Source organism: Novipirellula artificiosorum (genome assembly GCF_007860135.1).
GTDB lineage: Bacteria > Planctomycetota > Planctomycetia > Pirellulales > Pirellulaceae > Novipirellula_A > Novipirellula_A artificiosorum.
The window spans coordinates 29,210-55,069 of sequence record NZ_SJPV01000024.1 but is presented as its reverse complement, the minus strand read 5'-3'; the positions used below and the strand labels follow the sequence as shown (position 1 = coordinate 55,069).

General features: G+C 55.2%; 18 protein-coding genes. 4 read left to right on the top strand and 14 right to left on the bottom strand.

Features of this window, described 5'->3' with window-relative positions; genetic code table 11:
* Positions 1-551, top strand: a 551-nt coding sequence (locus Poly41_RS31935; RefSeq protein WP_231616118.1) for a hypothetical protein, incomplete at its 5' end; no start/stop codon positions are given.
* A 77-nt stretch (positions 552-628) separates the two neighbouring features.
* Positions 629-793 (top strand): hypothetical protein, encoded by a 165-nt coding sequence (locus Poly41_RS34615; protein WP_197231922.1) that lies wholly within the window; start codon positions 629-631, stop codon positions 791-793.
* 105 nt (positions 794-898) lie between these two features.
* Here Poly41_RS34615 and Poly41_RS31930 read toward each other — a convergent pair whose 3' ends face one another.
* The 10 genes from Poly41_RS31930 to xylA all read right to left on the bottom strand — a co-directional run bounded on the left by Poly41_RS31930 (position 899) and on the right by xylA (position 21,122).
* Positions 899-2,344, bottom strand: a complete 1,446-nt coding sequence (locus Poly41_RS31930) for a sulfatase (RefSeq protein ID WP_197231921.1) — start codon at positions 2,342-2,344, stop codon at positions 899-901.
* A 49-nt stretch (positions 2,345-2,393) separates the two neighbouring features.
* On the bottom strand, positions 2,394-4,712 hold the full coding sequence (locus tag Poly41_RS34610) for a nucleoside hydrolase-like domain-containing protein (protein ID WP_197231920.1): 2,319 nt from the start codon (positions 4,710-4,712) through the stop codon (positions 2,394-2,396).
* A complete protein-coding gene (locus tag Poly41_RS31920) occupies positions 4,705-6,108 on the bottom strand; it encodes a sulfatase (RefSeq protein ID WP_146531431.1) in 1,404 nt (467 codons plus the stop codon). Before Poly41_RS31920 ends, Poly41_RS34610 begins: the two co-directional genes overlap by 8 nt.
* Positions 6,109-6,132: 24 nt before the next feature.
* Positions 6,133-7,665: an arylsulfatase gene (locus Poly41_RS31915; protein WP_146531430.1), complete on the bottom strand. Its 1,533-nt coding sequence runs from the start codon at positions 7,663-7,665 to the stop codon at positions 6,133-6,135.
* 88 nt (positions 7,666-7,753) lie between these two features.
* A complete protein-coding gene (locus tag Poly41_RS31910) occupies positions 7,754-9,190 on the bottom strand; it encodes an arylsulfatase B (RefSeq protein ID WP_146531429.1) in 1,437 nt (478 codons plus the stop codon).
* Between the two features lie 24 nt (positions 9,191-9,214).
* Complete coding sequence (locus tag Poly41_RS31905) at positions 9,215-10,567, bottom strand: sulfatase-like hydrolase/transferase (RefSeq protein WP_146531436.1); 1,353 nt, start codon at positions 10,565-10,567, stop codon at positions 9,215-9,217.
* 74 nt (positions 10,568-10,641) lie between these two features.
* Entirely contained in the window at positions 10,642-14,199 is a 3,558-nt protein-coding gene (locus Poly41_RS31900) for a family 43 glycosylhydrolase (protein WP_146531428.1), read from the bottom strand.
* Positions 14,200-14,203: 4 nt separating this feature from the next.
* Entirely contained in the window at positions 14,204-18,109 is a 3,906-nt protein-coding gene (locus Poly41_RS31895) for a sulfatase-like hydrolase/transferase (RefSeq protein ID WP_146531427.1), read from the bottom strand.
* A 176-nt stretch (positions 18,110-18,285) separates the two neighbouring features.
* On the bottom strand, positions 18,286-19,671 hold the full coding sequence (locus tag Poly41_RS31890; RefSeq protein ID WP_231616117.1) for a Gfo/Idh/MocA family protein: 1,386 nt from the start codon (positions 19,669-19,671) through the stop codon (positions 18,286-18,288).
* Positions 19,672-19,805: 134 nt separating this feature from the next.
* On the bottom strand, positions 19,806-21,122 hold the full coding sequence (xylA, locus tag Poly41_RS31885; RefSeq protein WP_146531426.1) for a xylose isomerase: 1,317 nt from the start codon (positions 21,120-21,122) through the stop codon (positions 19,806-19,808).
* Positions 21,123-21,306: 184 nt separating this feature from the next.
* Here xylA and Poly41_RS31880 point away from each other — a divergent pair, with 184 nt between their 5' ends.
* Positions 21,307-22,464: an AraC family transcriptional regulator gene (locus Poly41_RS31880; protein ID WP_146531425.1), complete on the top strand. Its 1,158-nt coding sequence runs from the start codon at positions 21,307-21,309 to the stop codon at positions 22,462-22,464.
* Here the strand turns inward: Poly41_RS31880 and Poly41_RS31875 are convergent.
* The 3 genes from Poly41_RS31875 to Poly41_RS31865 are packed head-to-tail and all read right to left on the bottom strand — an operon-like array spanning position 22,461 to position 24,921.
* Complete coding sequence (locus Poly41_RS31875; protein WP_146531424.1) at positions 22,461-23,300, bottom strand: polysaccharide lyase; 840 nt, start codon at positions 23,298-23,300, stop codon at positions 22,461-22,463. The genes Poly41_RS31880 and Poly41_RS31875 overlap by 4 nt on opposite strands.
* Positions 23,258-24,658, bottom strand: coding sequence for a sulfatase family protein (locus tag Poly41_RS31870; RefSeq protein ID WP_146531423.1), 1,401 nt, complete (start codon positions 24,656-24,658; stop codon positions 23,258-23,260). The genes Poly41_RS31875 and Poly41_RS31870 overlap by 43 nt, the downstream gene beginning before the upstream one ends.
* 44 nt (positions 24,659-24,702) lie before the next feature.
* Entirely contained in the window at positions 24,703-24,921 is a 219-nt protein-coding gene (locus Poly41_RS31865) for a hypothetical protein (RefSeq protein WP_146531422.1), read from the bottom strand.
* Between the two features lie 8 nt (positions 24,922-24,929).
* On the opposite strand from Poly41_RS31865, the gene Poly41_RS35885 reads away from it, so the two are divergent.
* Complete coding sequence (locus tag Poly41_RS35885; RefSeq protein WP_146531421.1) at positions 24,930-25,136, top strand: ISAzo13-like element transposase-related protein; 207 nt, start codon at positions 24,930-24,932, stop codon at positions 25,134-25,136.
* 47 nt (positions 25,137-25,183) lie between these two features.
* On the opposite strand, the gene Poly41_RS31855 is transcribed toward Poly41_RS35885, so the two are convergent.
* A complete protein-coding gene (locus tag Poly41_RS31855; protein WP_146531420.1) occupies positions 25,184-25,792 on the bottom strand; it encodes a DUF937 domain-containing protein in 609 nt (202 codons plus the stop codon).
* Positions 25,793-25,860 lie beyond the last annotated feature (68 nt).

Here is a 25,860-nt window from a genome sequence, read left to right as displayed (position 1 = left end):
TGTTGGGTGGCATATTCGCGATGACTGTACAGACGATGCTGGAAATGCCCTATTTCCAGGACCTCTTGCGCTCCGGCATACACGATGAATGTTCCAATATTTTGCAGAGTGAAATCAGGTTACCGAATACAGTGGATTCAAGAACACCGTTATTTACGGTCATTCTTGCTGTAGAGGCGATGTTGCATCCGAATGCACCCGAGTTTCCATGCCAGCTTCTCACTCATAAAGGTGATTTTGAGCAGGCAAACGGTTTGCCGCACCAATTCGGACGAATTTCTTTCCGCCGACACGCGCCGATGGCCAAACCGGCCTACACTGCGCGCGTCTGCAGGACGAAAATCCCGGGTGTTCAAGCTGATTGCCCTCACTGCACGACATCCATTCGAGGTCAATTCCAACGAACGTCCCGATGCCGCACCCGCCCAGCCGAGCGTAATCCATTCGACGGCCCGGTCAAAGCGGCGAACCTGATCGGCGACGGTTTTTACGGAGTGGATGTCAAAGAAGTGGGCGAAACTGTGACCACACTGAAGTCATATCAGCAATAGAAAGCATCGATGCGCAGCTTGTCGGACGAGTCGTCACAACACAGCCCGCGGTAGACGAGGGCCAAATCACCTCGCCAGTGATCAACCTGCCGCCCGGTCACCCTGGCAAAGCCTACCCCGGCACGCCCGACTACCCTGTCGTGCATCCAGGCGATTGGGGCGAGAACTGGCCGAGCTACACCGGCATCTTGGATGTTTGGCCGCCGACGTACGAAGACGAAGAAGAAGAAGAAGAAGAGTAGTCGTCAGTAAATATTCAAACCACACCGCGGCTGCATTGGTCATTCAAATGCAGCCGTTTTTCTTTACCGATACAGGTTCATGTCAGCCTGCATGACACCAGTCGATCATTTCACAGCCGATGGCGGATGCCATTGGGGGACAAGTGCCTCGGTGTCCGCCAACCAATGATCGAGCGTTTGACTCAGAGCGGTGACTTTCTTTGGCATCGCAGGTGCCAAGTTCGTTTGCTCGCCGATATCAGTGCTCAAGTCGTACAGTTCGTAAGCGTGCTTACCATCGTCGCCGCCAAACCAAAGTCGGATGAGTTTGTAATCGCCTTCGCGAACGAATGATCCGCCAACGGTGCCCGCCAGCGTTTTGGATCGGGGGAAATGGCAGAACAAGCGTTCCCGATTCAAAGTCGTTTCGTCAGACAGGACCGGCAAGAGACTGATTCCGTCAATCTCTTCACGCTGCGATTCGTCGGCACCCGCGATCGCTGCCAAAGTGGGAAGCAGGTCGATCGCATGAACCGGCTGGTCGCACTTGGAATCGGCGGGGACCGTTCCCGGTTTGCGAACGATCATGGGCACTCGCACACCTCCTTCGTAGAAACAAGCCTTTCCGCCTCGAAGCGGTGCGTTGGAAGTCACCGGAACCGGGAAACGTTTCGCGTACTCGCCCCGCATATTGCTCCAATGAACACCGCCGTTGTCGGACATGAAGAACACCCACGTCTCTTCAGCAAGTCCTTCGTTTTCCAGCTTGTCAAGAATCCGGCCCAGGCTTTCGTCCATCGCAAATAGCATGGCCGCCATCACGGGATTCTGGTGCGTGAGACTCTTGTCAATCTTGGCGGCAAACCGTTCGACGTCTGCCGGCCGTGCTTCGTACGGCGAATGGACGTTGAAATGCGATAGGTACATGAAGAACGGAGCGTCGCCTCGATTGTCGATCAGCCGGCAAGCTTCGTCGGTCAGTCGCTCGCAGATGTACTCGCCGTCGGAGCCTGGTTTCAACGCGGGGATTCGATTCGGTGCGAAATACCCGCCACTCGGTCCGGCACCTCCGACACAAATGACTTTGTCAAACCCTTGTTGTTCGGGCCAATACTTGGGTTGATTGCCCAAGTGCCATTTCCCAAGAAACCATGTGTCGTACCCATCGCCTTGAAGAGTTTCGGCGATCGTTGTCTCTTCCAGGGGCAGGTGCGATTTACTCTCGGGCCAACGAACGGTCTCGCCCCGTCTGGGTTGAGCGGGAAGTTTTGGTTCGGCCTTGCTTTGTCCGGTGATGGCTTGGTGCATCGCGAATCTGGCCGGGTACTTTCCTGTCATCAGTGCCGCGCGGGTCGGCGAGCAGAGTGGCTGTGCGTAGGCCTGGGTGAACGTCATGCCTTGTTTGGCCAGGCGTGTCATGTTCGGCGTTTCGTAGAACTCGCTTCCGTACGTCGAACTGTCCATCCAGCCCATGTCATCTACGAGGAACACGATGACGTTGGGTTGCTTCGCTTCCGCCGAGACGGCTGTGCAAGTGACAATGAAAGCCAATCGAGTGACGATTGTGCGCATGGTGTTGCTCATGTTTTCAAGGCTGCCAGCCTGTGCTGCGTTGTCAGATTCATTTGGATTGCAATGCGGCCGTTCGTACGACGGTCGAGCGTCGAAGCAACTCGTCGTGGATGCGTTGCGATTGACCGCGAAACTTCTTTTCGTTCGCCGCTTCGATCTTCGCTGTGTTCATGCCGTCGGGTCGAATGTCTTTCAAGCCGACTCCGTAGGTTCCCAGCAGGGCCCAGTACGTGGCCGAGTCGGAGTGGTCAACGCCGTTGTACACGAACTTGCCATCGACAAAGATCTCGCCCAGTCGGCTCGTACGGAATTGTTCAAAATAATCCCGCCCCTTGGGGCCTCCACTGACGATGCCGTGTTGGCCGATCGCGCCGCATTCGTGATAAGTGATCTTGCCCGCCGCGGCGACTTGTTTCATGTAACGACAGGCCTCGGCGTCTTCACGGCAGTTGGCGACGTTTTCGGGATGCTCTTTCGAGCCTTGATGCAGTGGCGAATTGGTCCAATGGGCGATGAAACGTACCCGCTTGAGAACGTCATCTTTGCCGGTCGTCAGACAATGATTGACCAGAATCGCTGGCTCGGTCAGCGAACCCCAGCACAGCACGTTGAGCGGTTCGTCATCCGGCAGCATTGCGGCGGTCGCTAGGAGTTTTGCGATGGTGTCGTAATCGTCGAGCGAAGTGTAGGTGCGATTTGGCTTGAACTTCTCGGCTGTCTCTTTGATGCAAGATTGCTGGAAGGAAATCGTCTCCGGGTAATCCCCGATCGTTTCGTTGAGCGCGGCGACGTCGGCACGGTAGGCATCGCCGAAAAACTCGTCGGCCCATTGGGCTTGATCAGGCGACGTGCGGTGCTGCCGGCGATGCGTGCTGGCGACGACGATCCCCAGCGTGTCGAACTCGTTGGCCATCAACAGGTAACCTGCCATTGCGGAAATGTCGTCGGGATCGTTGACGCTGCCTCCGCGTTCGTTGCCACGCAGTCGCTTGTCGCTCATGTCGGTGATGATCCAAACCTTGGGTCGTGATCGCTTGGTGGAAGTTTTTTCAACTTCAACTTCACCTTGAGCTTCGTCGATCTCAATCTCGCCGCCCTCTTCGCTGGTCAGCATCTGGCCAAGTTTCTCGACACCATTGATTTTGATGGTGGCCTTGTCCTCGGCGCGGAAGCGAATTTTGTTAACTGAAATGTCGTTGGCTTGCAGGCTGGCGTTGTCCTTAACGTTCGCTTCGCCGATGCTGTTTTCAGGTTGCCAAGTCATCGGGCGACCGAAGTGAACGCGATCAGCGATCAGTTTTGACTCGCCAGAAAGTTCCAGCGTCGTGCATCCGAACGTCAGGTCTTGTTGCTTTTCCATCCCCTGTACGCGAACCGTCCCGGCTCCCTGCATCCATTCACAGATGTGGGTCCGACCGGTGATCGTCGCGTCGGTTTCGTCGCCGGAAAAGTACATCGCATACATGGAGATGCCGGCCGGATCGTCACCGGATCGTTTCAACGTCAAGTTGCCGATCGACAACGGCTCGGCCAGATCATTGGTCAGCGTCGTTGCGCCTTTCAGGTTATGAACGAACAGCGACACGATCATGTCTTTGGACGCATCCAACGTGACTTCCGCAGGAGGCTGCCAGCCACCGATGCGTCGCAGGAACAGAAACCATCGCTCGACGCGCGTGTTGGCCATCTTTAAACGCCAATTCACCCCGGGCAACAAATTATCGCGGTCGTAGGTCGCCGTGATGGAATCGCCCGGCAACAGATCGAGCTTCGTCTCGCCGCCCTCGTTGCAATAAACGCCAAGACCGATTGGAAAGTCCGAGTCGACTAGTTCGACGTCGGCTTCGCCCGAAAGGATGATTGCATCGGGACGCGGACCGGCTTTCAATCGCTTGCCGCGAAGGACGCCTTTGCCCGTCTCCCAGTGAAAGCTGATGCCGTAGGAATAGGAGACCGTTGTGTCGGTGGCTTCCCAGAGTCCGTCGAAGAGATGGAAAACGGTGTGGATCGCAGTGCCATCTTTGTTGACAAAACCACCGACCTCGCAGTTCTTCGTGACCAGCGTGCCGCCCCGCCATTCAACGCTGTGCTGTCGCGAGTAATCGCCGGTGATTTCCAGCGTGCAATTCTCAAGCGTCAACGTGCCACCGTTTGGCAGAATAAGTGAGCCATCAAGACGAATGTGAGTGTCGCGAATCGTTTCGTCGCCACGAACGGTCCAGTCGCCCGAACGCAGGGCGATTTCATCAGCTCTGGCAGGTGCGTCTACCAGCAAACAAACGCTGGCTGTCAGGATGGTCAGGAATTGAATGCGTCGAAATACGGCGAGATGACGTGTATCGCGAGTCTTGCAAATCATGTTATCCATTTCGGCCTCCGAGCGATTTCGCGAATGTCTTTGGAACCAATTTTCGGAATCTTGCCTTGGTAGATTGGAATTTCGGCTTCTCGGCGAGGTTGGTGAACTCGTGTGGATCACTTGAGTGATCGTAGAGTTCCTCAGTTCCATCGGAATAGCGAATGTATCGCCACCGTCCGCTTCGCATCGAAAAGCGGTCTTCACCATAGGTTGTGATGGCGGGATGTGGCCAATCTACAGTTGGGTCGGCCAGCAGTGGCGAAATGTCGTTCCCGTCAAGTTGATGGGACGTTTTCGGCAAACCACAAATCGTTTGCAACGTTGGGTAGAGATCAATGAGTCCCACCGTGGCATCACTCTTTGAACCGGCGTTCTTTCCCTTAGGCATCCGGATTAACAGCGGTACGTTTGCTGACTTTTCCCACAGCGTTGATTTGCCGTAATGATGCTTCTCTCCAACGTGATAGCCGTTATCGGAAGTCACGATCACGATGGTGTTGTCGGCCATTGGCGTTTGGTCGAGTGCATGGATGACACGGCCAAGATTCCAGTCGGCGAACGATGTGCACGCCAAGTAGCCATGGAAAACGCGTTTCCAGTCATCGACGGAACGGTCTCCGTGCGCTTCCCAGCGTCCCTTGTAAATAGCGGCAAGATCGCGCCCCGATGACGGCACATCGTCGAGGTCCGTTTGAGAGTATCCCGGTGGCGGAAAAGCGACCTGATCCGTTGCATACTGCTCAAAAAACCGTCGTGGTGCTGTCCAAGGATTGTGGGGACGCCAGAGGCCATAAACCATCAAGAACGGCTGATCCGAATTCCGCTTCTTCAGAAATTCAATCGCGGCATTCGCACTTTTCACATCGGGGAAGTCTTCGTCGGGTCCGTCCCACTCCTGCACGGAAAAGAACTTACCGGATAACTGATGTTCCCTGTCTCCAAATGGCGCGAATCCACCGTTCGCTCTCGCCTGATTATTCCACTGTTTGGGTTCTCGATCCGCAGGCAGCTTGGCATGGTAAAGCTTGCCCATGCCCCAAGTCTCGTAGCCGCCTCGCTGGAAGAGTTCCGGCAATGTTTCTGCGGCTTGCAGTTGCGTCGATTTTCTCCACGGATCACAGCCGTTGAGATAGGCACCCGTATGATGGGGAAACAGCCCGGAAAACAATGCAGCACGTGACGGTCCGCAGACGGGCGAAGCACAGTAGGCTCGTGAGAATGAAATGGATTGTTTCGTCAGTTGATCCATCGAAGGTGTTTGCGCATCAACACCGCTGGCCGCCGCGAAGTAGTCGTTTTGATCATCGGTGATGATTAGAACGATGTTGGGGCGTTGATGCTGGGGTTCGGCGGCTGCGCAACAATTGCAGACGATGACACAACTGAGTATTGCGAGAGCTTTCATGCGGGGTGTTTTCCGGGACGGAGATTACTTCACTTGATGACTGGTTGCCCACGATGCCCAACGTGCTGCCATCGACTTCACTCGATCGGGCATTTCGCTGGCGAGATTGTTCGTTTCGCCGCGATCAGTGGACAAATCGTAGAGTTGCCAGTCTTCTTTCCTAGGTTTCAAGGCTTTGTATTTGCCGTTGCGAACCGCGGAATGGCCGCTGTGTTCCCAAAACATCCATTCAGACTTCGGCTGCTCCTTCCCGCGAAGCAGTGGCTGAAGGCTGTTGCCTTCGATCGGATGAATTTCGTGATCGGCGAAGCTCGCGGGGTACTGAGTACCGGTGACGTCCAAAACCGTTGGCATCAAGTCAATCAACTGGGATGGATGCGAGGTGATCGTCCCTGCCTTGGTTTTCAAGCCAGCGGGCCAATGAACAACGAGTGGCGTTGATATACCGCCTTCGTGGCTGAACACCTTGAATTTGCGAAATGGCGTATTGCTGGCGTTCGCCCAGCCTTGGCCATAACTGATCGCTCCCGACTGATTCGGGTTGTTGATATCTTCAAACTTGCCGCCGCCGAGGTCTTTGTAAGGTTCCGCACAACCTCCGTTGTCAGAGAGAAACATCAGGAGCGTGTTGTCCAGCTCTCCGCGTTCCTCCAAAAGTGCAACGACGCGACCAATGTTCTGATCCATGCGATCGACCATTGCGGCGTAGACCGCCATCCGGTAGTCGAGCTGCTGTTTTTGCTTGTCGGTCAAATCACTCCATGGTCGAGCACCTTCGTCTCGCATTGAAAGCTGGGTGGATTCGTCAACGATGCCAAGTTCCTTTTGCTTGGCAAGTCGCTGCTGGCGAAGTTTATCCCAGCCGATGTCTCGGTACTTGCCAACGTATTTGGCAATGTCTTCCTCTCGAGCATGCAGCGGCCAATGCGGAGCTGTGTAAGCGAGATAAAGAAAGAATGGTTTGTCGTCTTTCTGTTCTTCGATGAACCGCAATGCGTAGTCGGTAAAAGCATCCGTGGTGTAGTAGTCTGGGTCGGTCGGTGGATCGAGATTCTCGTTGTCGAGCGTGACACCACGTCCTCGCTGAGGTTTGAAGTAGCTCGTTGCGCCGGCGATTGAACCATAGAACCGATCGAAGCCGCGTTGTCGCGGCCATTTCTCTTTGCCGTGGTAGCCAAGATGCCACTTTCCGGCCATGTAAGTGTGGTAGCCGTTCGCGCCGAGTACTTCGGCCATCGTCACACAGTTGCGATTCAAGAATCCTTGATAGGCAGGCCGCTTATCATCTCGCGGCCCTTTAGGAGTCTCGGTCATCGCCCCGATGCCCGTCATGTGCTGATGAAGTCCGGTCAGAAATGCGGCTCGCGTCGGACAACAACGCGCCGTGTTGTAGAACTGCGTGAACCGCAATCCTCGATTCGCAAGCGCGTCGATGTTAGGCGTTTCAATTTCACCGCCGTAACAGCCGATGTCGGAGTACCCCATATCGTCAGCCATGATCAGCACGACGTTCGGTCGATCGTCGGCGACGGCTGTGCGACAAAGCAGCAACAACATAGAGCAGGCCACCAGCCTGCAAACAACTGCAATCGTGCTCGATACAGGCTGGCAACCTGCTCTATCTGCTTGTTTCACTTTTTTACCTTCATTGGTCAGTTTGTATTTGTTCATCAATGGCTGGTTTTTCGTCAGGCAGTGTCCATTCAAGGGGTGGCCACGGAGTGGGAGTTTCGAGAGCGCTAAGAATCCGCTCCCCTTTCATCGAAGTGAAACCGGCCACTTGTCGCTTCAGTTTCTGAAACTGTTTCGCCCGTTGGTCGGATACGTTCTGCGTTTCGTTCGGGTCATTCGATAAATCGAACAGTTCATCGCCTTGGAGCTTCCAGCGATCCGTGACGGCGGCTCTGTCGCTGAGCAAGATCGCGCGATCGGGTGCGTCGGTTCTCCTTTGAAGCAAAGGCAACAGGTTGATCCCGTCGAGGTTGTTTGGAATCGGCTGACCCGCCGCAGCCAGTTGCGTCGGCAGTAGATCGACGTAACTGGCGACTGACGAAAACTTCGTGCCGCCATCCAGTTGATTCGGCCAGCGCATTATCGCTGGAACACAGACACCACCTTCCCACGTGGTGAACTTCTTGCCTCGCAGCGGTTGGTTGTTGCCGCCATGTTTGGGGTCACCACCGTTGTCACTGTGGAAGATCACCAGCGTATTATCGCGATAGCCATATTTATCCAGAGCGTCGAGAATCGTTCCGATGTTGCGGTCCATCGCCGTCGTCATGGCGGCGAATGTCTGACGTACGGTGTTCCCCTTGGCTCCTTCGCCGTAAGCCGCAAACTTCTCGCGCCGGGCGATTCCCGCATCGGTATTTGGCGCGCGATCACCGTCTGGATCAAAACCGTACGCTTTTAAGTCTTCCGGCTTGGCTTGAATGGGCGAGTGGGGTGCGTTGAAAGTGACGAGCAGATAGAAAGGCGACTCTGCACTGCGCTCGCTAATGAAGTTGACGGCTGCCGCGCCGAGCAAGTCGGTCGAGTATCCTTCCTCATGAACGCTTTTGTAGTTGCGATGCCAGTCCAACTGACCGAATCGCTTTCGGCTGAAGTAGTCGATCGCACCGTTGTAGTGGCCGTAGAAATCCGTGAAACCATGTCGCAACGGATGGAACTTGGTCGACGCGAGACCCAAGTGCCACTTGCCGAAGACTGCGCGGTGTTGATATCCGGCTAACTTCAGCAGTTCGGGTGTTGTTTGCTCCGTGGGCGGCAATCCATGGCGGGCGAGCGGGTTGCAGACGCTGCCCCAGATTCCGAATCGGAATGGGTATCGACCGGTCAGCACTCCCGCTCGCGTCGGCGAACAAATCGGAGTCACGTAGAACCGATCGAGGATCACGGACTCTGAAGCCAATGCATCTAAATGCGGCGTTTTGATTTCGCTACCGTGGTAGCCAACATCATTCCATCCCAGATCGTCGGCGATGATGTGCACGATGTTCGGCGCATCAGCATTGGCATTTGCTGGAACGACACAGATCAGTGCCGCGACAACGAGGATGTAATAGAAGAGTTGAAGTTTCATTGGGGTTTCGCTTGCATGGATTTGCTAAAGGCTGGGACCATTGTCTGGCGGCATGGACTGATGCCAACTCAGCAGCGACTTCGTTAGTTCGCTTACAACTTCCACATGCTGGTCGGCTAGGTTCATTGACTCCGATGGGTCAGTGCTCAGGTCGTACAGCTCGACGTCGCTACCGTCGTACTCGCAAAGCAAGTTCCACTTGCTGGATCGAACCGCCAGATCAGGAAGGTCTTCGACCCCGTAGAAGGAATCTCGATCGGGTGGGCGGCGGAAGAAGATGGGTGCGTCGCGTGAGCCACCTTCGCCAAGCAGCGTGTTGACCAGATGCTCACCATCGAATGTTGTGTCTTTGGGAAACGGCGTGTTCGTCAGTTCCAATAGAGTCGGGACAAGGTCGATGGCGGAGAACACGGATTGCTTGTCCACATGGTTTTGCTTCTTCGCAATTCCCGGCCCCCAAACCACGAGCGGCGAACGGACGCCACCCTCGTAGAGGTGCGTTTTGAAGCCGCGAAACGGTCCCGCTTCGCCAGCCCCTTGTGCCGGACCGTTGTCGGAGCAAACCAATATCAACGTATTGTCACGAAGTGCGTCGTCGTCTCGAATGCGATCAAACAGTTTGCCGAACTGCTTGTCCATTGACTCCAGCACCGACAAGTAGAGTCGCCGTTTTGAGCCATCACCCCAAGTTTCCACGGGAGGCCAAAATGGTGCGTGAACATCATCGGGCCAGAGATTGATGTAGAACGGCTTGTTAGCTTTCGCAGCTTTGTCGATGAACGGAATCGCGGCGTCCACGAAACCTGTCGTGATCTCGCTGCGAAGCATCCACCGATAGCCCTCGCCCAAATTTTCGGCCTTACCCCAAATTTTGCCGGGCTTCTTTTGCCCCGGCTTCAGCGTCAGCGGCAGAAGCTTCGGTCCCATTCCTTCAAAGTTAGTGAGCGATTCATCGAAACCATACTCGGTGATCTCCGGTGCCTCATTGACATCGCGTTGGCCGCCCATGTGCCACTTACCGAAATGCCCGGTCGTGTAGCCTGCCTCGTGAAGTGATCGAGCCAGCATCGGTGCCTTCGGATCAAGCCACTGCGCCATTCCTCGTCGCTGGTTGTCCTTGCGGTTGTTCAGGAAAGACGTGATCCGCCAACGCTGCGGATACTGGCCAGTCGAAATCGCAGTTCGTGAGGGTGAGCAGATCGGCGAGTTGACATAGAACTGCTCGAATCGAACACCTTCGGTCGCCAGTCGGTCGATATTGGGCGTTTCGGCGTCGTCGTTACCGAAGCACGAAAAGTCGCCCCAACCCATGTCATCGATGAACACCAAAACGATGTTCGGTTGGTCTGCTGCATCGCTCTCTTGAGCGAAAGTCATTATGAACGCGGCCACGAGCAACAATCGAAAGACTTCGGAGAAAAGATGCATCACTCTCTTGCCGCATTCGTTTACTATTGGTCCCATGGTTTCTTTCCCTCGCGTCCGGATGGAATTCCTGTTTCATTCAGCTGTTCGACTTGTTGCTGATCCTCTGCTGTTGGCCGAAATCGCTGATCGTTCACTTCGATGACGATGTCGTCGTCGGTCTCGACGATCTCAATGGGAACGATCCACGGTGTCCAACGATTCTTGCTCTGCACGAATTCGTGATCGAAGGCCGTACACCACCAGCGACCATCGTCGTCTTGGAATAGGTTTCCGTGGCCAGCGTTTTTGACTGCCATTCGTCGCGGACCGTAGGGACCGTGCAGCGAGTCAGCGACGCAGTAATATAAGTCGTACGTGTCCGATAGCTCGTAGCCATATCGTCCCGACGCGATCAGCAAGTACTTGTTGCCGATCTTCTGAACCAGAATTCCTTCGTATCCGAGCGGGTGCTTCCCAGAAGGAGTGATTCGTTTCAGCTCCTCGGCTGTCCCCGACAGGTCATCTTTCATCCGAACGATATTGTCGTAGCCCCATAAGTAATACGTCTTGCCGTCTTCTTGAAACAAATGAGCGTCGATGCCACGGTCAGCAATCGCTGGTAGAGAAACGTACGGCCCCTCGTGCTTACCGGACGTGCTCTTCAGCAAACCGTGGCCAGCAACGTTGACACTGTGTGGAATCCACCAAGTTCCATTGAGGTAGTGGATTTCCGGTGCCCAGATGGCTCGTCCGTTCTTGACGCTCGCTTTGGCTTGACGATCGAAATGCCAACTGCCCTGTTGCTTTCCGTCCTTGTTCAGTTCCCACACGTAACCAACGTCTTCCCAGTCGATCAGGTTCTCGGACTTCCACAAGCGAATGCCGACCTTGTCACCCCAGTGCGATCCAGCCGTCGTACCGGTCAAATAGAACCGTCCATCGGGGCCACGAGTGATGAATGGATCACGAACCTTCTCATCAAGGATTTGAAAGGCTCGGTGATGTGCGGCAAGGTTGTCGGCGTTTCTGTTGGGAACCCGACGCGTGAGCGAGAGAGAATCGGGCGGGCCGGGGCCTCGCTTTCGCTTCGGGTTACCATCGACACCAACGTTTTTCAGTTCTGGCTGCGAAACGCCGGCTTCCGTTGGTTCGACCATTTGAATCGTGCCGTCTTCATTGAAATTCAAATACTCAGCGCGAAGTTGTCGTTGGTGAACGGGATCGTTCTTCACCCACTCGTGGTAAAAGATCATCCAGCGTCCGGTGTATTTCACGATCGAATGGTGATTGTTGCCACCGTACGGCTTCATGAATTCGCCGCGAAACTCAAACGGTCCCGTTGGTGATTTCCCGGTGTAGTAAATCAGGTTGTTCCAACCGCGAGCGATCGTGAAGTAGTAAATATCCTCCCGCTTGAAGACGTAAGCGGCTTCAAACCTCTCCGGGCGATATTCGAGGTTGAGGTTCGTTGGCCCCGACTTCAGCGACGCCATGTCATCGCCCAGCTCGTAGACTTCGTCCTGCAAGTAGAGCCAGTACCGCCCATCATCGTCGCCGAAGACTGCCGGGTCATGTCCGCGGCAAAGCTTCTCCTTCGTCAATTCCTTGAACGGGCCTTCCGCTTGGTCAGCAACGGCGACTCCGACGCCACCTTTGCCGCCACCGCCGTTGTTGAAGTAATAGTACAAGTAGTACTTGCCGTCTTTCTTTGTAACGTCAGGCGCCCACGCTTTAAGCGTTCCCCAAGCGGAGTCTTCGTTGGAAAACACGACGCCATGATTGGTCCAATTCACCAGATCGGTCGTCGAGTAGCTCGACCAACCAAACTGTTGGTTCCAGTCGCGATTGTCGGTCGTCGGAAACAGAAACAATCGTCCATCGTCGGCAATGACGACCGAGGGATCGGCTCCAAAGAAATCGTGCCCGTCGACTTGCAATGGGTTGTTCGTAGCACGGGCTGCTGGCCGATCTTGCTTGTTACCCTTGTCTTTGACCTGACTCGCAGCTTGTTGTTCCGGCAGACTCGTAGCCTGCACTACGATTTGCGACAACTTCTCTTGGGTATCGCTCAACGCCGGCTCGCCCGCGAGATTGTCCAACTGCGAGGGGTCGTTCACCATGTTGTACAGCTCAAGACTCTCGTCTCGGTAACGATTCAACTTGTGAGTCGCCGTGCGGACGCTGTGGTTGCCCTTCATGTACGTCATCAACAGATGCTCATGTACCGCCGGCGCGTCTACATCTTCGATCAGCGGCACGATGCTCTTGCCGACTGCAAGTTGTGGACCGACATCAGTCCCGGCCAACTCGCAAATCGTCGGATAGAGATCGTTCAAACTGACGAGTTGACGACGGAGTTTTCCGTCACAACTACCGGGCTTGCGTGGATCATGGACGATAAACTGCACGCGGTTGGCTTCCTCCCACAACGCCTGTTTCGCGACGTGATACTTCGCACCCAAGTGATAACCGTGATCGCTCCACAGAAAGAGAACCGTGTTTTCATGTTGCGGCGATTTCTCATAGCCATCGAGTAGTCGACCGAGACACGCGTCGGCGAACGCGACGCAACCGAGATACGATTGAACCATCTCACGCCATGCCGGTATTTCAGCTTTTGTGCCACCGATCGAACGGGCGTGCTCCATCACCACTTTCATCTTGCCACCGGTGAAGTCACTGAAACGCTGCGCACCGCTGGGCAGATCATCCAAGTCGGCGATGACTGATTCGAGAGACTGACGATTCAGCCCTGTCATCTGGTCCGTTGGAAAGAGATCAAAGAATCGCTGCGGTGCGTGGAACGGTAGATGAGGGCGAAAGATTCCGCACCCAAGAAAGAACGGTTGGTCGTCGGGCAAGGTCACGGAATCCGGGCCGTCCTTGCCGCGTTTACCATTGCCTTTGATCTCCGCCGTTCCATGTTCAATTAAGCGAGCGGCAAAGTCTGCAGTTATCCAGTCTCCCGACTGCTCCAGCTTAAGCCGGGATGGACCGAACACCATATTCCCGCCATTCGGTGGCGAATACATACTTGGCCTGCCACCGTTGCATCCGCTGACGTGATTGATCCATTGCGACCAAGAGTGACGTGCGTCGGACCAGTCATTCTTGAGCGGTCCGTCGACGGTTCCCGTGGACTTGTGGAACAACTTGCCGAGGCCGGTCGTGTAGTACCCGCTTTGCTTGAGTTGTTGCGGCAGCGTGACAGCGTCTTTCAGCGAGTCATAAGTTCGGAAGTGGCGATCGTGCAGATAGTAGCCGGATTGATACGGTGGTACGCCGGTCATCAGTGAAGTTCGCGAAGGACCGCAAAGCGCACTTGGGCAATAGGCTCGCATGAATGGAGCACTTTCTCGTGCCAGCCGATCAAGGTTGGGCGTCAGCCGTTTGCACACTTCCGCGCGAACATCAGCATCCGGGTAGATCACCTGCAGGAAGTTTCCGGGCTCTTCCGCTGCATACCCAGCAAAGTCATTCAGGTCATCAATCGCGATGAACAGAAAGTTTGGGCGAGAAGTTTCGTCGGCGGCTACTGACTCGCAAAGACTAAGCAAGACCAGAAAAGAGCCAATGCAATTCGTGATGATTGGAATCGACATAATTTTATTTCGGCTGGACGTTTGGCCTGAATTGTGTTCTCGGATAGGAATCGAGTTGTTTTGTCAGGTCGTCAATCACGGTTGCATACGCAGGATCGTCGGCCAAATTGGTTTCTTCGTTAGGGTCAACATCGATTTTGTAAAGTTCAATTTGCTTAGGGTCATCTTTGAAACGCAGCAAACGGTAAGTGTCATTCATGATGAACATGTCCAACGTCTCGGGTCTGTTCGCGCTCCATGCCCCAACGACGTGATCGCTGCGTTGCTGCGTCGGATCCGACAAGACTTTCGATAAGTCGACGCCGTTCTGTCGTTCGTCGGGCATCTCAATGCCCGCGACTGACGCAACCGTTGGATAGACGTCCAACAAGCTCACTGGTTTGGAATAGACCTTCCCGTGGCTCTTCGGACTCTGTGGGTCATGGATCATGAACATGACATTACCCGCGTCATCCCACAATTTGTACTTTGCCTCGTGCATCTTTTCGCCAAGGTGATAACCATGATCGCTCCAAAGAATCACCATGGTGTTGTCGTCATGATCGCTGGCTTCTAATCCGTCGATCAAACGACCGATGCAGCGATCCGCCAATGCCACCGAGGCAAGGTAGTGCTGGATCATCGACGCCCACGATCCGAGGTCTCCGTCTCCGGGTTGCAGTTCAAGGCCAGCTTTCAATCGCATTGCGAATGGCTGGCTGTTGTAAACAAACTTGTCACCGTCACGCTTAACGCTGGTCGTTCGCAGTCCAGCGGGGCAGAGGTCGTCGCAGTCGGCGATCAGGCGATTCATCAATTCGCGGTCCGCCGACATTTCGGAAATCGGAAATAGGTCGATCAAGTCTTTGGTGACAAAGTACGGGGCGTGTGGCCGAAAGATGCCGCAAGCTAAGAAGAACGGCGAATCCTTCGGCAGCGCAAACGAATCGTCCCGGTTCACCACGGTGCCGTTTTCAAGCAATCGGCCAAACAGGTCGGCGCGGCGGTAGTCCGCACACTGATCGAACGTCGCGTCATCGTCGCCTTCTTGTCCGGATTGATGCAGGCTTCCGTAAGAAGTGTTCTTGATCGGCTCACTCCAACGTGTCAGTTTGACCTTGCCGGCTCCCTTGCTCACGCGAGTCCAATCGTTCCAAGATCGCGGGAAATCCGACTCGTCTCGCATCGACGAGCTATGGAAAATCTTGCCGCTGCTGGCCGTGTACCAGCCGTTGGACTTGAGGAGTTCTGGAAGTGTGATTGCGTCGGCGAGCGGTTTCTTGCCGCCAAATTCCCAGTCGCGAAAGAAGACCGAATCATAGTTCCCGGTCAGTCCCGAGACCGTGCCCGGGATTCCCGTCATGATGGCGGCTCGGGAAGGATTGCACACCGGCGAGGAACATGTCGCTCGCGTGAATTCCATCGACATCGCGGCGAGTCGGTCGATGTTCGGCGTCAACCGCTTCTGGACTTCGGCGCGAAGTCTCTGATCGGGATACAGATGATGCAGAAAGTGGTCTTTGCCGGCGACGTGGTTTGACGAGATCGCCTTCAAGTCGTCGACCGCGATCATCAATACATTGTGTCGCTTCGGAGATGAGGCAGAAATTAGTTGAATCTGACCACCCTCCTCGACTTGATTGATCTCACCGTCTGTTGTTGAAAGCTGAACCTTGACACTCGAATTGTCGCTTGCATGGAACTCGACATTGTTGGCGGTGCAGTTCTCGCCAGTCAGTCGAGCGTCATCCGTCAAGTTCACTTCGGCCATCGCGGGCGAGGGACTCCAGTTCGCCGGTCTGCCCAAATGCACATGGCTGAGCTGGAGCTGCGCGTCGTTGGACATTTCCAGCGTCGTGCAGCCGAGGTTGAACAAGTTGTCGGCATCGGGATCGCCCAGGATGCGAGCTCTTCCGCCACGATGCATGAACTCAGCGATCCGAACGTTGCTACCGCGCAGTGTCAGGTCGTATCGGTCTCCGCCGCCGTAGAAGCTCCACATGGTGATGCCGGGCGGATGTTCGCCTCGCTTGATCGTTGTGTTGCCGACAACCAATGGTTCACTCAAGTCTTTGCTGATTCGCAAATCGGCCTTCACATTCCAACTCAACACCGACGGCAAAACTTTCGGGCAATCATTGAGCACGACGGTGTACGGAGGCGCTTCATCGGCGGGCTTGATACTTCGCACGAAGACGAACCATTGACCGTCGACGGTGTGACGAGTCAGCTTGGCGCGGTAGGTGCATCCTGGGATGACCGTCTTGTCAAACATCATGCTGACAGGCTTGCCGACAGGCAGGTCAAGCGAGACCTCGCCGCCCTGGTCGGCGAAAACACCAACCGCGATCGGGAAATTGCAATCGGTTAGTTCCACATCGCCGTGATTGGCTAACAGAATCGCATCGTGACGCGGACCTGCGGTCAGTCGTGTTGCTCGCAAGACGGATGGCACGCTTGCATCTCTTCCGAAACTGATTCCGTAGGCGTACTGGACCACGGTATCGGTCGCATCCCAGCGTCCGTTGTAGACATGAAAGACAGTATGAATCGCCCGTCCATCGACCAGCCCGCCGCCGATCGTCGTGTTGCGAGTCGTCAAGTTCCCGCCGCGCCAATCGACAATGTGATCCCGCGAGCGGTCGCCGATCAATTCGATTGTGCAATCGACCAGCGTCAGTTCTGCACCTGGATCGAGAATCAGGTTCCCGCGCAGACGAATGTGCTGGCCCGTCACCGTTTGCGAATCGTTGACGATCCAGTCACCTGTCTGCAACTTCGGACCAGAAGCGATTTGGGCTGATTCGAAACTCGGTTCCGATACCGGCGAAATGACGGAGAACGTTGGACGCGTGACGTCGAATTGCTGAACCTCTTCCGGACCGGGATTTGCGTATTCGGTTGGAATAGCTCGAACACGAACGTCGCTATCTTCCTGAATTCGTACATCCAGGGGCACCAGCGTCAAACCTTTGGGATTGAGCGTCCACGCTTTCCCCTGGTCGATCAATGCTTGGCCCTTGACCGGATCGGTCTCGTACTGGCCGTTCAGAAACGCGGTCGTCCACCATCGTCCCGACTTGTCTTGAAAGGGCGTTCCGTGCCCACAAAAACGACCAGCGAACTGACGTGGGCCATACGGACCGGTCAGATTGTCAGCGGTGCAGTAGTAGAGATTGTAAGTCCCGTGACGCATTTGGTCGGTGCTCCAAGCAGTGCCAAACAGCACATACTTGCTACCAATTTTGCGGATCACACAACCCTCATGACCCAGTTTTCGATCCGACGGACGAATCGAGATTTCTTTGCCCTCAAAGCCACTGAAGTCGGGCTTCAACTTGGCAATTTTGGCACACGCCCACACCAACCAGTTTGATCCGTCGTCATGGTTGAACACAAACGGATCGTGCCGATGCCCAAAGCTGTTCTCCATCGGCTCGGTGTATTCGGACGTGATGCTGGGCGATTTTGAAACCAGCAGATTGGCTCGCCCGCGGTTGGTCGTATGCACGCCGACCCAGCGATCATTCAGGAAGTGCAGTTCAGGAGCCCACAGCCAAAACTCATCCTTGCGATCTTGCGGGCGTGGTTTGACGTCTTTGATCCAACTCGAATCATCGAACGTCCACGGAACTCCCGCCGGAGTCCAATCGGTCAGGTTCGTGCTCTTCCAAGTCTCAATCCCTTGAACGCCACCGGTGGTGTGACCAAGTCGGGTGCAGGTCAAGTAGTAGTTGCCATCGCGATGCAGCACGATATACGGATCACGCATCCATTCCTCCGAAAGCAGATGCACCGCCGCGCGTTGGTCAGCAGAATCGGTCGTCTCACCATCGTCGCCGAATCCATTGGTCGACAATAGCAACCCGATAACCAAACAGAGTCGTCGCAACAGCGGTACCGCCGTTGTCATTGGCGGACGATCATTCATGCAGTCATGTCTCCAAACGATGTGAAAAGGTTTGATCCAAGCGAGCCGTTTTGCTAAGCAACAATCGGGCAATAAGTGTCGGATCTTCCGTAGCGGATGTCGCCAGACTTCTGATCCTAACGCCTCCAATCGGAATTCTGGCGAATCCCGCTACGTCAGTTATTTGCCGTCCGTTGCTAAGACGGCAGTTCCCAACCCTGACGACGTTGGCGGCTGAGCATCGCATTGCCTTCGTCGCAGTTCGTGAAGCGTTCGGTTTTCGGGTCCCACTTTAACTCTTCGCCGACCTTCCCGACCGCGCGAGCGATGTTCAGCAGGTAGCAAATTGTAGTGCTGCGTTGACCGATCTCGATATCCGCGTTGGCCTTGTCGCGACTCTTGACGCAATCGGCGAAGTTCTGAATATGCGGATTGTTTTGCGAGCCCTTCAGCAAACCGGGGTTCTCGTCGTTCTGGGTTAGCTCTTTCGGATTCGAGGCAACCTTGTTGCGGTTGATCTCGATCTTACCTTCGGTGCCTTCAAACACAGCCCCGAACGAAGGGCCTTGGTCGTTCGTCAAACCGAAATCGATCTCCGTGCCATTCTCGTAACGCATGATGCAGCGACCGACAGGGCCGGAAATTTCTTTTGGCTCATCCGCCAAAGCAGCTGCTGGATCGTCGTCCGTGTCGCGATGGAAATCGCTCATCCCGGCGTCAAACGTGCGAACGGGTTCCATCAATGTGACGCTAACCGGACCAGTATCGCTGGTGCCGAGCCCGTTTTGAATTTGGTCATACGCGTGAGCGCCCCAACCGGTGACGCCAAAGCTGCGCCCACCGCCGTCGTAGTCGACGTAGTTGATCCAGTTGTAAAATAGATTGGCGTTGTACTCGTGGAACTCGGCTTGGCCGGTCCACGTGTCCCACCACTTCGTGCCGTCGGAACCTTCGGGCATCGGATGTTTCGGCATGCCACCGGGAATCGCTACCGGGCCGACAAAGTTCATCGTCTTGACCCGCCGAACGGTTCCGATCTTGCCGTCTTGAATCAAGCCGCAGGCCCAGTTGGTCATGGGGTTGGAACGTTGCTGTGTTCCAATTTGAGTGACGCGATTGTGCTTGCGAGCACACTGCACCATCTCGCGACCTTCGGCAATGGTCAGCGACATCGGCTTCTCGATGTACGCGTCCATCCCGGCAGCCATGGCGTTGCACGCGATCCAAGCACGCTGGTGCGTGGCCGTTTCGATCATCACCGCATCGAGATTTTCCTTCTCGATCATTTCGCGAAACTCGGTGTAACGTTTCCAAGTCGCATCGGGGTTGACCGCAGCGGTAAACGTGTCTAACCGCGACGGTAGACAATCGCTGACAGCGGCGATGTTGATCGAGGGAACATTTTTCAGCGTATCACCGGCAATCCGGCGACAACGTGCCCCCAGCCCGATCAAACCAACATTGATCCGTTCACTGGGAGCGACCGCGCCGCCTTTGCCCAGTGCGGTTGCGGGAATGAACATGGGCGCTGCGACTGCGGCAGCGGTTGCCTTTAAGATGCTTCGTCGAGTCACGAGGTTCATGGGGATTTCTTTTCGTAGTCCAGGCGGCCAGCCTGCGGGAGATTGATTGATGATTAGGTTGAATGGGCGGATAGAGTTCGACGTTGTTGCAGGCAGGCCGCCTGCGCTACGCAATGTTGACTGGGCAATGTTGACTAGGCAATGTCGATGTAGCGATTGACGATGTTTTCGAGCAATTCCTGACGACCACTCGTATTGGCACACGCCTCGCCTTTGTCGAACATCAAGGTTTCCAGTTCCGCAAACGAGGCCTGGCCCGATTCGATCTTCTTTCCGAGGTCGCTGTCCCAACTGCGGTACCGGTCGTCAACGATTTTGTTCAACGCCCCGTCTTCGATGATCTTCGCGGCAATTTTCAAACCACGAGCAAAAGCGTCCATGCTGCCGATGTGGGCGTAAAACAAATCGACCGGCTCGAAACTCTCGCGTCGTACCTTGGCGTCAAAATTAACGCCGCCTGAACCAAGGCCGTACTTCAAAAGTACAAGCATGGTTTGTGTCGTCAGGTAATAGTTGGTCGCGAATTGGTCCGTATCCCAGCCAAGCAGCAAGTCGCCTGTATTGGCGTCGATCGACCCAAGTGCGTCTTGCATCCCCGCATACTCAAGCTCGTGCATCATCTCGTGACCAGCCAGAGTTGCGTGGTTGGTTTCGATGTTGAGTTTGAAGTGATCGGTCAGATCATACGTCCGCAAGAAATTCAGACAGGCCGCCGCATCGGAGTCGTATTGATGCTTGGTTGGCTCTTTGGGCTTCGGCTCGATTAAGAACTGGCCGGTAAAGCCGATCTCTTTGGCGTAGTCCACCGCCATGTGAAAGAACCGACCCAGGTGATCGAGTTCGCGTTTCATGTCGGTGTTGTAGAGGTTTTGGTAGCCTTCACGTCCGCCCCAGAAAACATAGTTCTCCCCGCCGAGTTCTTTGGTCACTTCCATCGCCTTCTTCACCTGCGCCGCCGCGTAGGCATAGACCTCGACGTTGCAGGTCGTCGCCGCACCGTGCATGAACCGAGGATTGCTAAACATGTTGGCCGTGCCCCACAACAACTTGACACCGGTTCGTTGTTGCTCTTCCGCGAGCACCGCGGCGACGGCATCCAGGTTGGCATTGGATTCAGCAAGCGTGCTTCCCTCGGGAGCCACGTCGCGATCATGAAACGCATAGAAAGGCGCGTCCAGCTTTTCAAAAAACTCGAACGCCGCGCGAGCCCGATTGCACGCATTCTCGACCGACTCGGTTCCGTCATCCCACGGCCGCAGCATGGTTCCGCCACCGAACGGGTCCGCTCCGGTGCCTCGAAAGGTGTGCCAATACGTGACGGCAAACCGAAGTTGATCCTTCATCGTTTTGCCAGCGACGACTTCATCGGGGTTGTACCAGCGAAACGCGAGCGGATTGTCCGATTTCGGACCTTCGTACTTGATCTTGGAGACTTCAGGAAAAGCAGTCATGTGCGAATTTGCGTTAGTCAGGCAGCCAGCCTGTTCAGTGCGAAGCGAAAAACTCGGGCCGGCTGCCCGAGGAAAACCAGGATTCTGGCATAGGTATTTGACGCCATTGTGAGGCATCCAGACTGGCTTCCCAGTAGAGATTGCGCATAATGACATAGATATTTCACATGCCGAAAGTTGCACAATGCGTCGCCAGTCAGTTGCCCTGTTGATCGAAACCTCCAACGGCTACTGTCGCGGGCTGCTGGAGGGAGTGATTGCCTACACGAAAGAACATGGCAATTGGTCCGTTCATTTGACGGAGCAAGAACGCGGGGCTTCGCCACCGGCTTGGCTGAGCAAATGGGAGGGCGACGGCATCATCGCTCGAATTGAAACCGATGGCATCGCTCGTCAGCTTCAAGCGTTGCGTGTGCCGATCGTCGACCTGAGTGCCGCCCGGTACATCAAAGGCGTTCCATGGGCGGATACCGAAGACCGGGCGATCGCAAAGTTGGCGGTCGACCATTTCGTTGAGCGTGGGTTTCGGCAGGTCGCCTACTGTGGTGACGCCGGGTTTGAATGGTCGCGAAAACGGGGCGACCATTTCCAGCGTCTGGCCGAGGCAGCCGGTTGTGAAGTCCATCAGTTTGAGTCTGTCGGACGTTACGACGCATCGTACGATATCAACGTCGAACAGAGCAAAATTGTTCGTTGGCTGAAGAAGCTTCCGCGTCCGGTTGCGATCATGGGTTGCTACGATTTCAAGGCTCAACAAGTCTTGGATGCTTGTCGCCATTTGGAAATCGCCGTTCCCGCCGAAGTGGCCGTGATCGGCGTGGACGACGATCGGCTGATCTGCGAGCTTTGCGAACCGAGTCTTTCCAGCGTGATGCCGGACACACGACGCACGGGATATGAAGCGGCTGTTCTGCTGAGCCGTATGATGTCTGGCGAACACGTCGCGACGGAGCAACCCATGTTGACTCAACCACTCGGGGTCAAAGTCCGCGAATCGACCGACACGTTGGCGATTGATGACAAAGAGATTGCGAACGCGTTGCAATACATTCGCCGAAACGCCACCGCCAATATTCGTGTTGCCGACGTGCTCCACAACATCGAACTTTCCCGACGAGCACTCGAGCACCGATTCAAGAAGCTGCTCGGACGAACGCCTCACGAAGAAATTCAGCGTGTGAGGGTCAATCGCATCAAGGTTTTGCTGTCCGAAACCGATCTCACCATTCATCAAATCGCTAACCGCACCGGCTTTGAGTACGACGAGTACATGACGGCAGCTTTCAAGCGTGAGACCGGAATAACGCCGACGCAATTTCGTGATTCCAGCAGTTCGCTTTAACGTCGGACAATCGTCAGTCCGCCAAAATCCATTGCACAATCGCGACTCGGTGCCCAGCTTGACGTGCTGCCGCCAAAGAAGGTCGAGAAGTAAAAACTGTCGATCGGTGCTTTCTCGCCCCCCCGAAGACGCAATTCCGGTAATCGCAGTACTACTTTGCCATCGACCCACACCGTGATCACCCCGTCGCTGCGGTCCGGGTGATTCAAGCGAACTTCTTGGCGCAAGCGATACCATCTGCCGGTCTCGAATTGGTGGGTGGTATCAAAGTACTCTCCGTAGCGACCGGGTTGATCGAGGTGATAGAGATAGAGACTTAGCCGACCAGAATCCCGCCACATGTAGCGAGCCGACCAACCATCACCGGTGGGCCGCTTGCCCCCGGTATTCCCTCGCCCGCCGGCCAACCCCGGCATCTTCCCGCCTTTGCGGAAATCAAAGTCGGGACCGAATCGAACTCGATATTCGCAAACGTATCGCTCGCCCTTGGGAAGCGTCATGCGAAACTGTGCTCCACTGTTTTCCGATCCGATCTTCCCCTTCGGGTAAGTCACTCTGAAGAACGGAGATTGTTGACTGCGATCTTGGACAACCGAGAGTCGATCATCGAGATCGGCCCATTGGAATCCTGGTAGCGTCCGAATTTGGGCGTCGTGCACGGTGCCCAAGTCCCAGTCATCCAGATCAAGCGACCACGTTTGCGACCAACCCAATGAAGAATCAAGAAGCAGGAAACAAGCAATCAAAACAATCTGAAAGCCGTAGCGATAGTCGGGAAAACGGCCTGACTGGATCACAGTTGAGGGCCGTTGTCCGGTGGCATGGATTGATGCCATTCCAAGAGCGACTTGGTTAAGTCGATAACCACCTTAGCATGCTGGCTCGCGATGTTCGTTGACTCGGATGGGTCGCTGCTCAAGTCGTACAGTTGCACGTCGCTGCCGTCGTATTCGCAAAGTAGTTTCCACTTGCCGGATCGGACGGCTAAATCTGGCAGGTCTTTGTCGTCGTAGAAGGCATCGCGGTCCGGTGGGCGGCGGAAAAAGATCGGTGCCTGACGTGATCCTCCTTCGCCGAGCAACGTGTCGACGAGAGGTTCGCCATCAAATGCGGCATCATCGGGAAACGGAGTGTTTGTCAGTTTCAGCAGAGTCGGGACGAGGTCGATGGCGGAGAACACCGATTGCTTGTCGACGTGGTTTTGCTTCTTGACGATTCCTGGCCCCCAAACGATCAGCGGCGAACGGATTCCGCCTTCGTAAAGCTGGGTCTTGAAACCGCGAAACGGTCCGGCTTCGCCAGCGCCTTGCGCAGGGCCGTTGTCGGAGCAAACAAGAATCAACGTGTTGTCACGAAGAGCCTCGTCGTGACGAATTCGATCAAAGAGTTTGCCGAATTGTTGGTCCATTGACTCCAAGACGGACAAGTAAAGGCGGCGTTTGGAACCATCACCCCACGTTTCCACCGGTGGCCAAAACGGTGCGTGAACATCATCAGGCCAAAGGTTGATGTAGAACGGTTTGCCAGCATCGGCCGCTGTGTCGATGAACGGCAATGCTGCGTTAACAAACCCGGTGGTGATCTCGCTGCGAAGCATCCAACGATAGCCCTCGCCCAAGTTTTCAGCCTTGCCCCAAATTTTGCCGGGCTTCTTTTGACCCGGCTTCAACGTCAGCGGCAACAACTTCGGCCCCATGCCTTCAAAGTTCGTCAATGATTCATCGAAACCGTATTCGGTGATCGCGGGGGCTTCGTTGACGTCGCGCTGGCCGCCCATGTGCCACTTGCCGAAGTGTCCCGTTGCGTAACCGGCTTGCTGCAGCGATCGTGCCAGCATCGGTGCTTTTGGATCAAGCCACTGCGCCATGCCTCGTCGGTTGTTGTCTTTGCGATCGTTTAAGAACGACGTGATCCGCCAACGCTGGGGATATTGGCCGGTCGAAATCGCCGTGCGTGACGGCGAGCAGATCGGCGAGTTGACGTAGAACTGTTCAAAGCGGATGCCTTCGGTGGCCAGCCGGTCGATGTGCGGCGTATCAGCATCGTCGTTGCCGAAGCACGAAAAGTCTCCCCACCCCATGTCGTCGATGAACACGAGAATGATGTTGGGCTGTTCCGCCGCGGTCGCCTTGCTGGGCAACATCGCCGCGATGAGTGCGAGAAGTAGTAGATGGAGTAATTTCAATCGAGTCATCGAGGCGGTCCGGTTGGGAGAAGTTTTGTCGGGATGAAGTGAGGCTACTTCGCGAGGCCATGCAAATGTTGGCCGCGTCGAGATGCCCGCAGTGCTTCGACGGTATCGACGGGAGCGCCGGGATCGGATTGAGACTCCATCCACTCGTCGAGCGCATCGCTGAGCCGCGATTTCGTTTCCGCAAACTTGGGATCATCGGCAAGGTTCTTCATCTCATACGGGTCGTCTGTCGTCAGATAAAGTTGTTCCGGTGGCCGCAGCATGCAGTGGGATGCTATTTGACACGATCGAACGTGTGGTCGACCTGATGCGTCGAACAAGCACCAGCACCGGCCTGAAAACCACCGTCAATGTAATCCGCCGAATGTACGAAACCAAACGAAATGCGACCGAGCAAATGAAACAACAGCTGAGAATTCAGTATGATAAATTCCTCTCAAAGTGGAACTACGTTACTACACTGCAAAACAGACAGTAATTTTCCGCTCGGTCCTTAGTTATGTACGGAGAGGAACCGTACATTTCTTAGCCGGTCATTTTCTCGGCTAGAATATTGGCAATATCTGACATGTCAAAGTCTCCGTCACCATCCTGGTCAAAGAGTCCACCAAGCAGGTCTCCGTGTTTTTCTTCTAGTTCCTGACGCTCTTGAGTGAGATGACCGTTCACTGTCGGAGCATCGACGTGTTGCCCGGAGAGCTGTTTGGCGATCACTCCGATCACCATCGGCCCCAGGAACTTAATGAGCTTACCCGCCATCTCGCTGTTCAATCCGGAAGTCTGCGAAACCCCCTTTTCCACACGTTGCTCGTGGCCTCCTAAAAGGTCTGGAATGAGCTGGCCAAGGTCCGTACCGCCCGCTTGCTGGTCGCCCGACTGAGTAAACTGCTTGAATAGGTTGCCAAGCTGTCCAAAGAGACTCTCGCTATGTTCCGCATGCTGGTTAACGGCTTCGGCTAGGCGTTCGCTTTTCTGTGGATCCTGAGCCGCTTGGGAGAGCGCAGCAATCAGGCCGGGAATCGCCGCTCCGATTGCCTTCTTGGTCGTTTCGTCGTTGACTCCAAGCTGGTTGGCGATGCTGCTCACGTCGTCAGAACTGATCTGGTCGGTAAATGCGTCGATTATGGTTGCCATGTTTTTCTCTCTCTCAAAAATGTGTGGAATCGAAATCGTCCAATGGTATCCAAGTCGGGGGAATCTCC

What these genes read in the sequence shown, in the direction of transcription:
- Poly41_RS31930 (WP_197231921.1), bottom strand. Translation starts at nt 2,344, where the DNA reads ATGCGCACAATCGTCACTCGATTGGCTTTCATTGTCACTTGCACAGCC.
- Poly41_RS34610 (WP_197231920.1), bottom strand. Translation starts at nt 4,712, where the DNA reads ATGGATAACATGATTTGCAAGACTCGCGATACACGTCATCTCGCCGTA.
- Poly41_RS31920 (WP_146531431.1), bottom strand. Translation starts at nt 6,108, where the DNA reads ATGAAAGCTCTCGCAATACTCAGTTGTGTCATCGTCTGCAATTGTTGC.
- Poly41_RS31915 (WP_146531430.1), bottom strand. Translation starts at nt 7,665, where the DNA reads ATGTTGTTGCTGCTTTGTCGCACAGCCGTCGCCGACGATCGACCGAAC.
- Poly41_RS31910 (WP_146531429.1), bottom strand. Translation starts at nt 9,190, where the DNA reads ATGAAACTTCAACTCTTCTATTACATCCTCGTTGTCGCGGCACTGATC.
- Poly41_RS31905 (WP_146531436.1), bottom strand. Translation starts at nt 10,567, where the DNA reads ATGACTTTCGCTCAAGAGAGCGATGCAGCAGACCAACCGAACATCGTT.
- Poly41_RS31900 (WP_146531428.1), bottom strand. Translation starts at nt 14,199, where the DNA reads ATGTCGATTCCAATCATCACGAATTGCATTGGCTCTTTTCTGGTCTTG.
- Poly41_RS31895 (WP_146531427.1), bottom strand. Translation starts at nt 18,109, where the DNA reads ATGAATGATCGTCCGCCAATGACAACGGCGGTACCGCTGTTGCGACGA.
- Poly41_RS31890 (WP_231616117.1), bottom strand. Translation starts at nt 19,671, where the DNA reads ATGAACCTCGTGACTCGACGAAGCATCTTAAAGGCAACCGCTGCCGCA.
- xylA (WP_146531426.1), bottom strand. Translation starts at nt 21,122, where the DNA reads ATGACTGCTTTTCCTGAAGTCTCCAAGATCAAGTACGAAGGTCCGAAA.
- Poly41_RS31880 (WP_146531425.1), top strand. Translation starts at nt 21,307, where the DNA reads ATGCGTCGCCAGTCAGTTGCCCTGTTGATCGAAACCTCCAACGGCTAC.
- Poly41_RS31875 (WP_146531424.1), bottom strand. Translation starts at nt 23,300, where the DNA reads ATGGCATCAATCCATGCCACCGGACAACGGCCCTCAACTGTGATCCAG.
- Poly41_RS31870 (WP_146531423.1), bottom strand. Translation starts at nt 24,658, where the DNA reads ATGACTCGATTGAAATTACTCCATCTACTACTTCTCGCACTCATCGCG.
- Poly41_RS31865 (WP_146531422.1), bottom strand. Translation starts at nt 24,921, where the DNA reads ATGCTGCGGCCACCGGAACAACTTTATCTGACGACAGACGACCCGTAT.
- Poly41_RS35885 (WP_146531421.1), top strand. Translation starts at nt 24,930, where the DNA reads ATGCTATTTGACACGATCGAACGTGTGGTCGACCTGATGCGTCGAACA.
- Poly41_RS31855 (WP_146531420.1), bottom strand. Translation starts at nt 25,792, where the DNA reads ATGGCAACCATAATCGACGCATTTACCGACCAGATCAGTTCTGACGAC.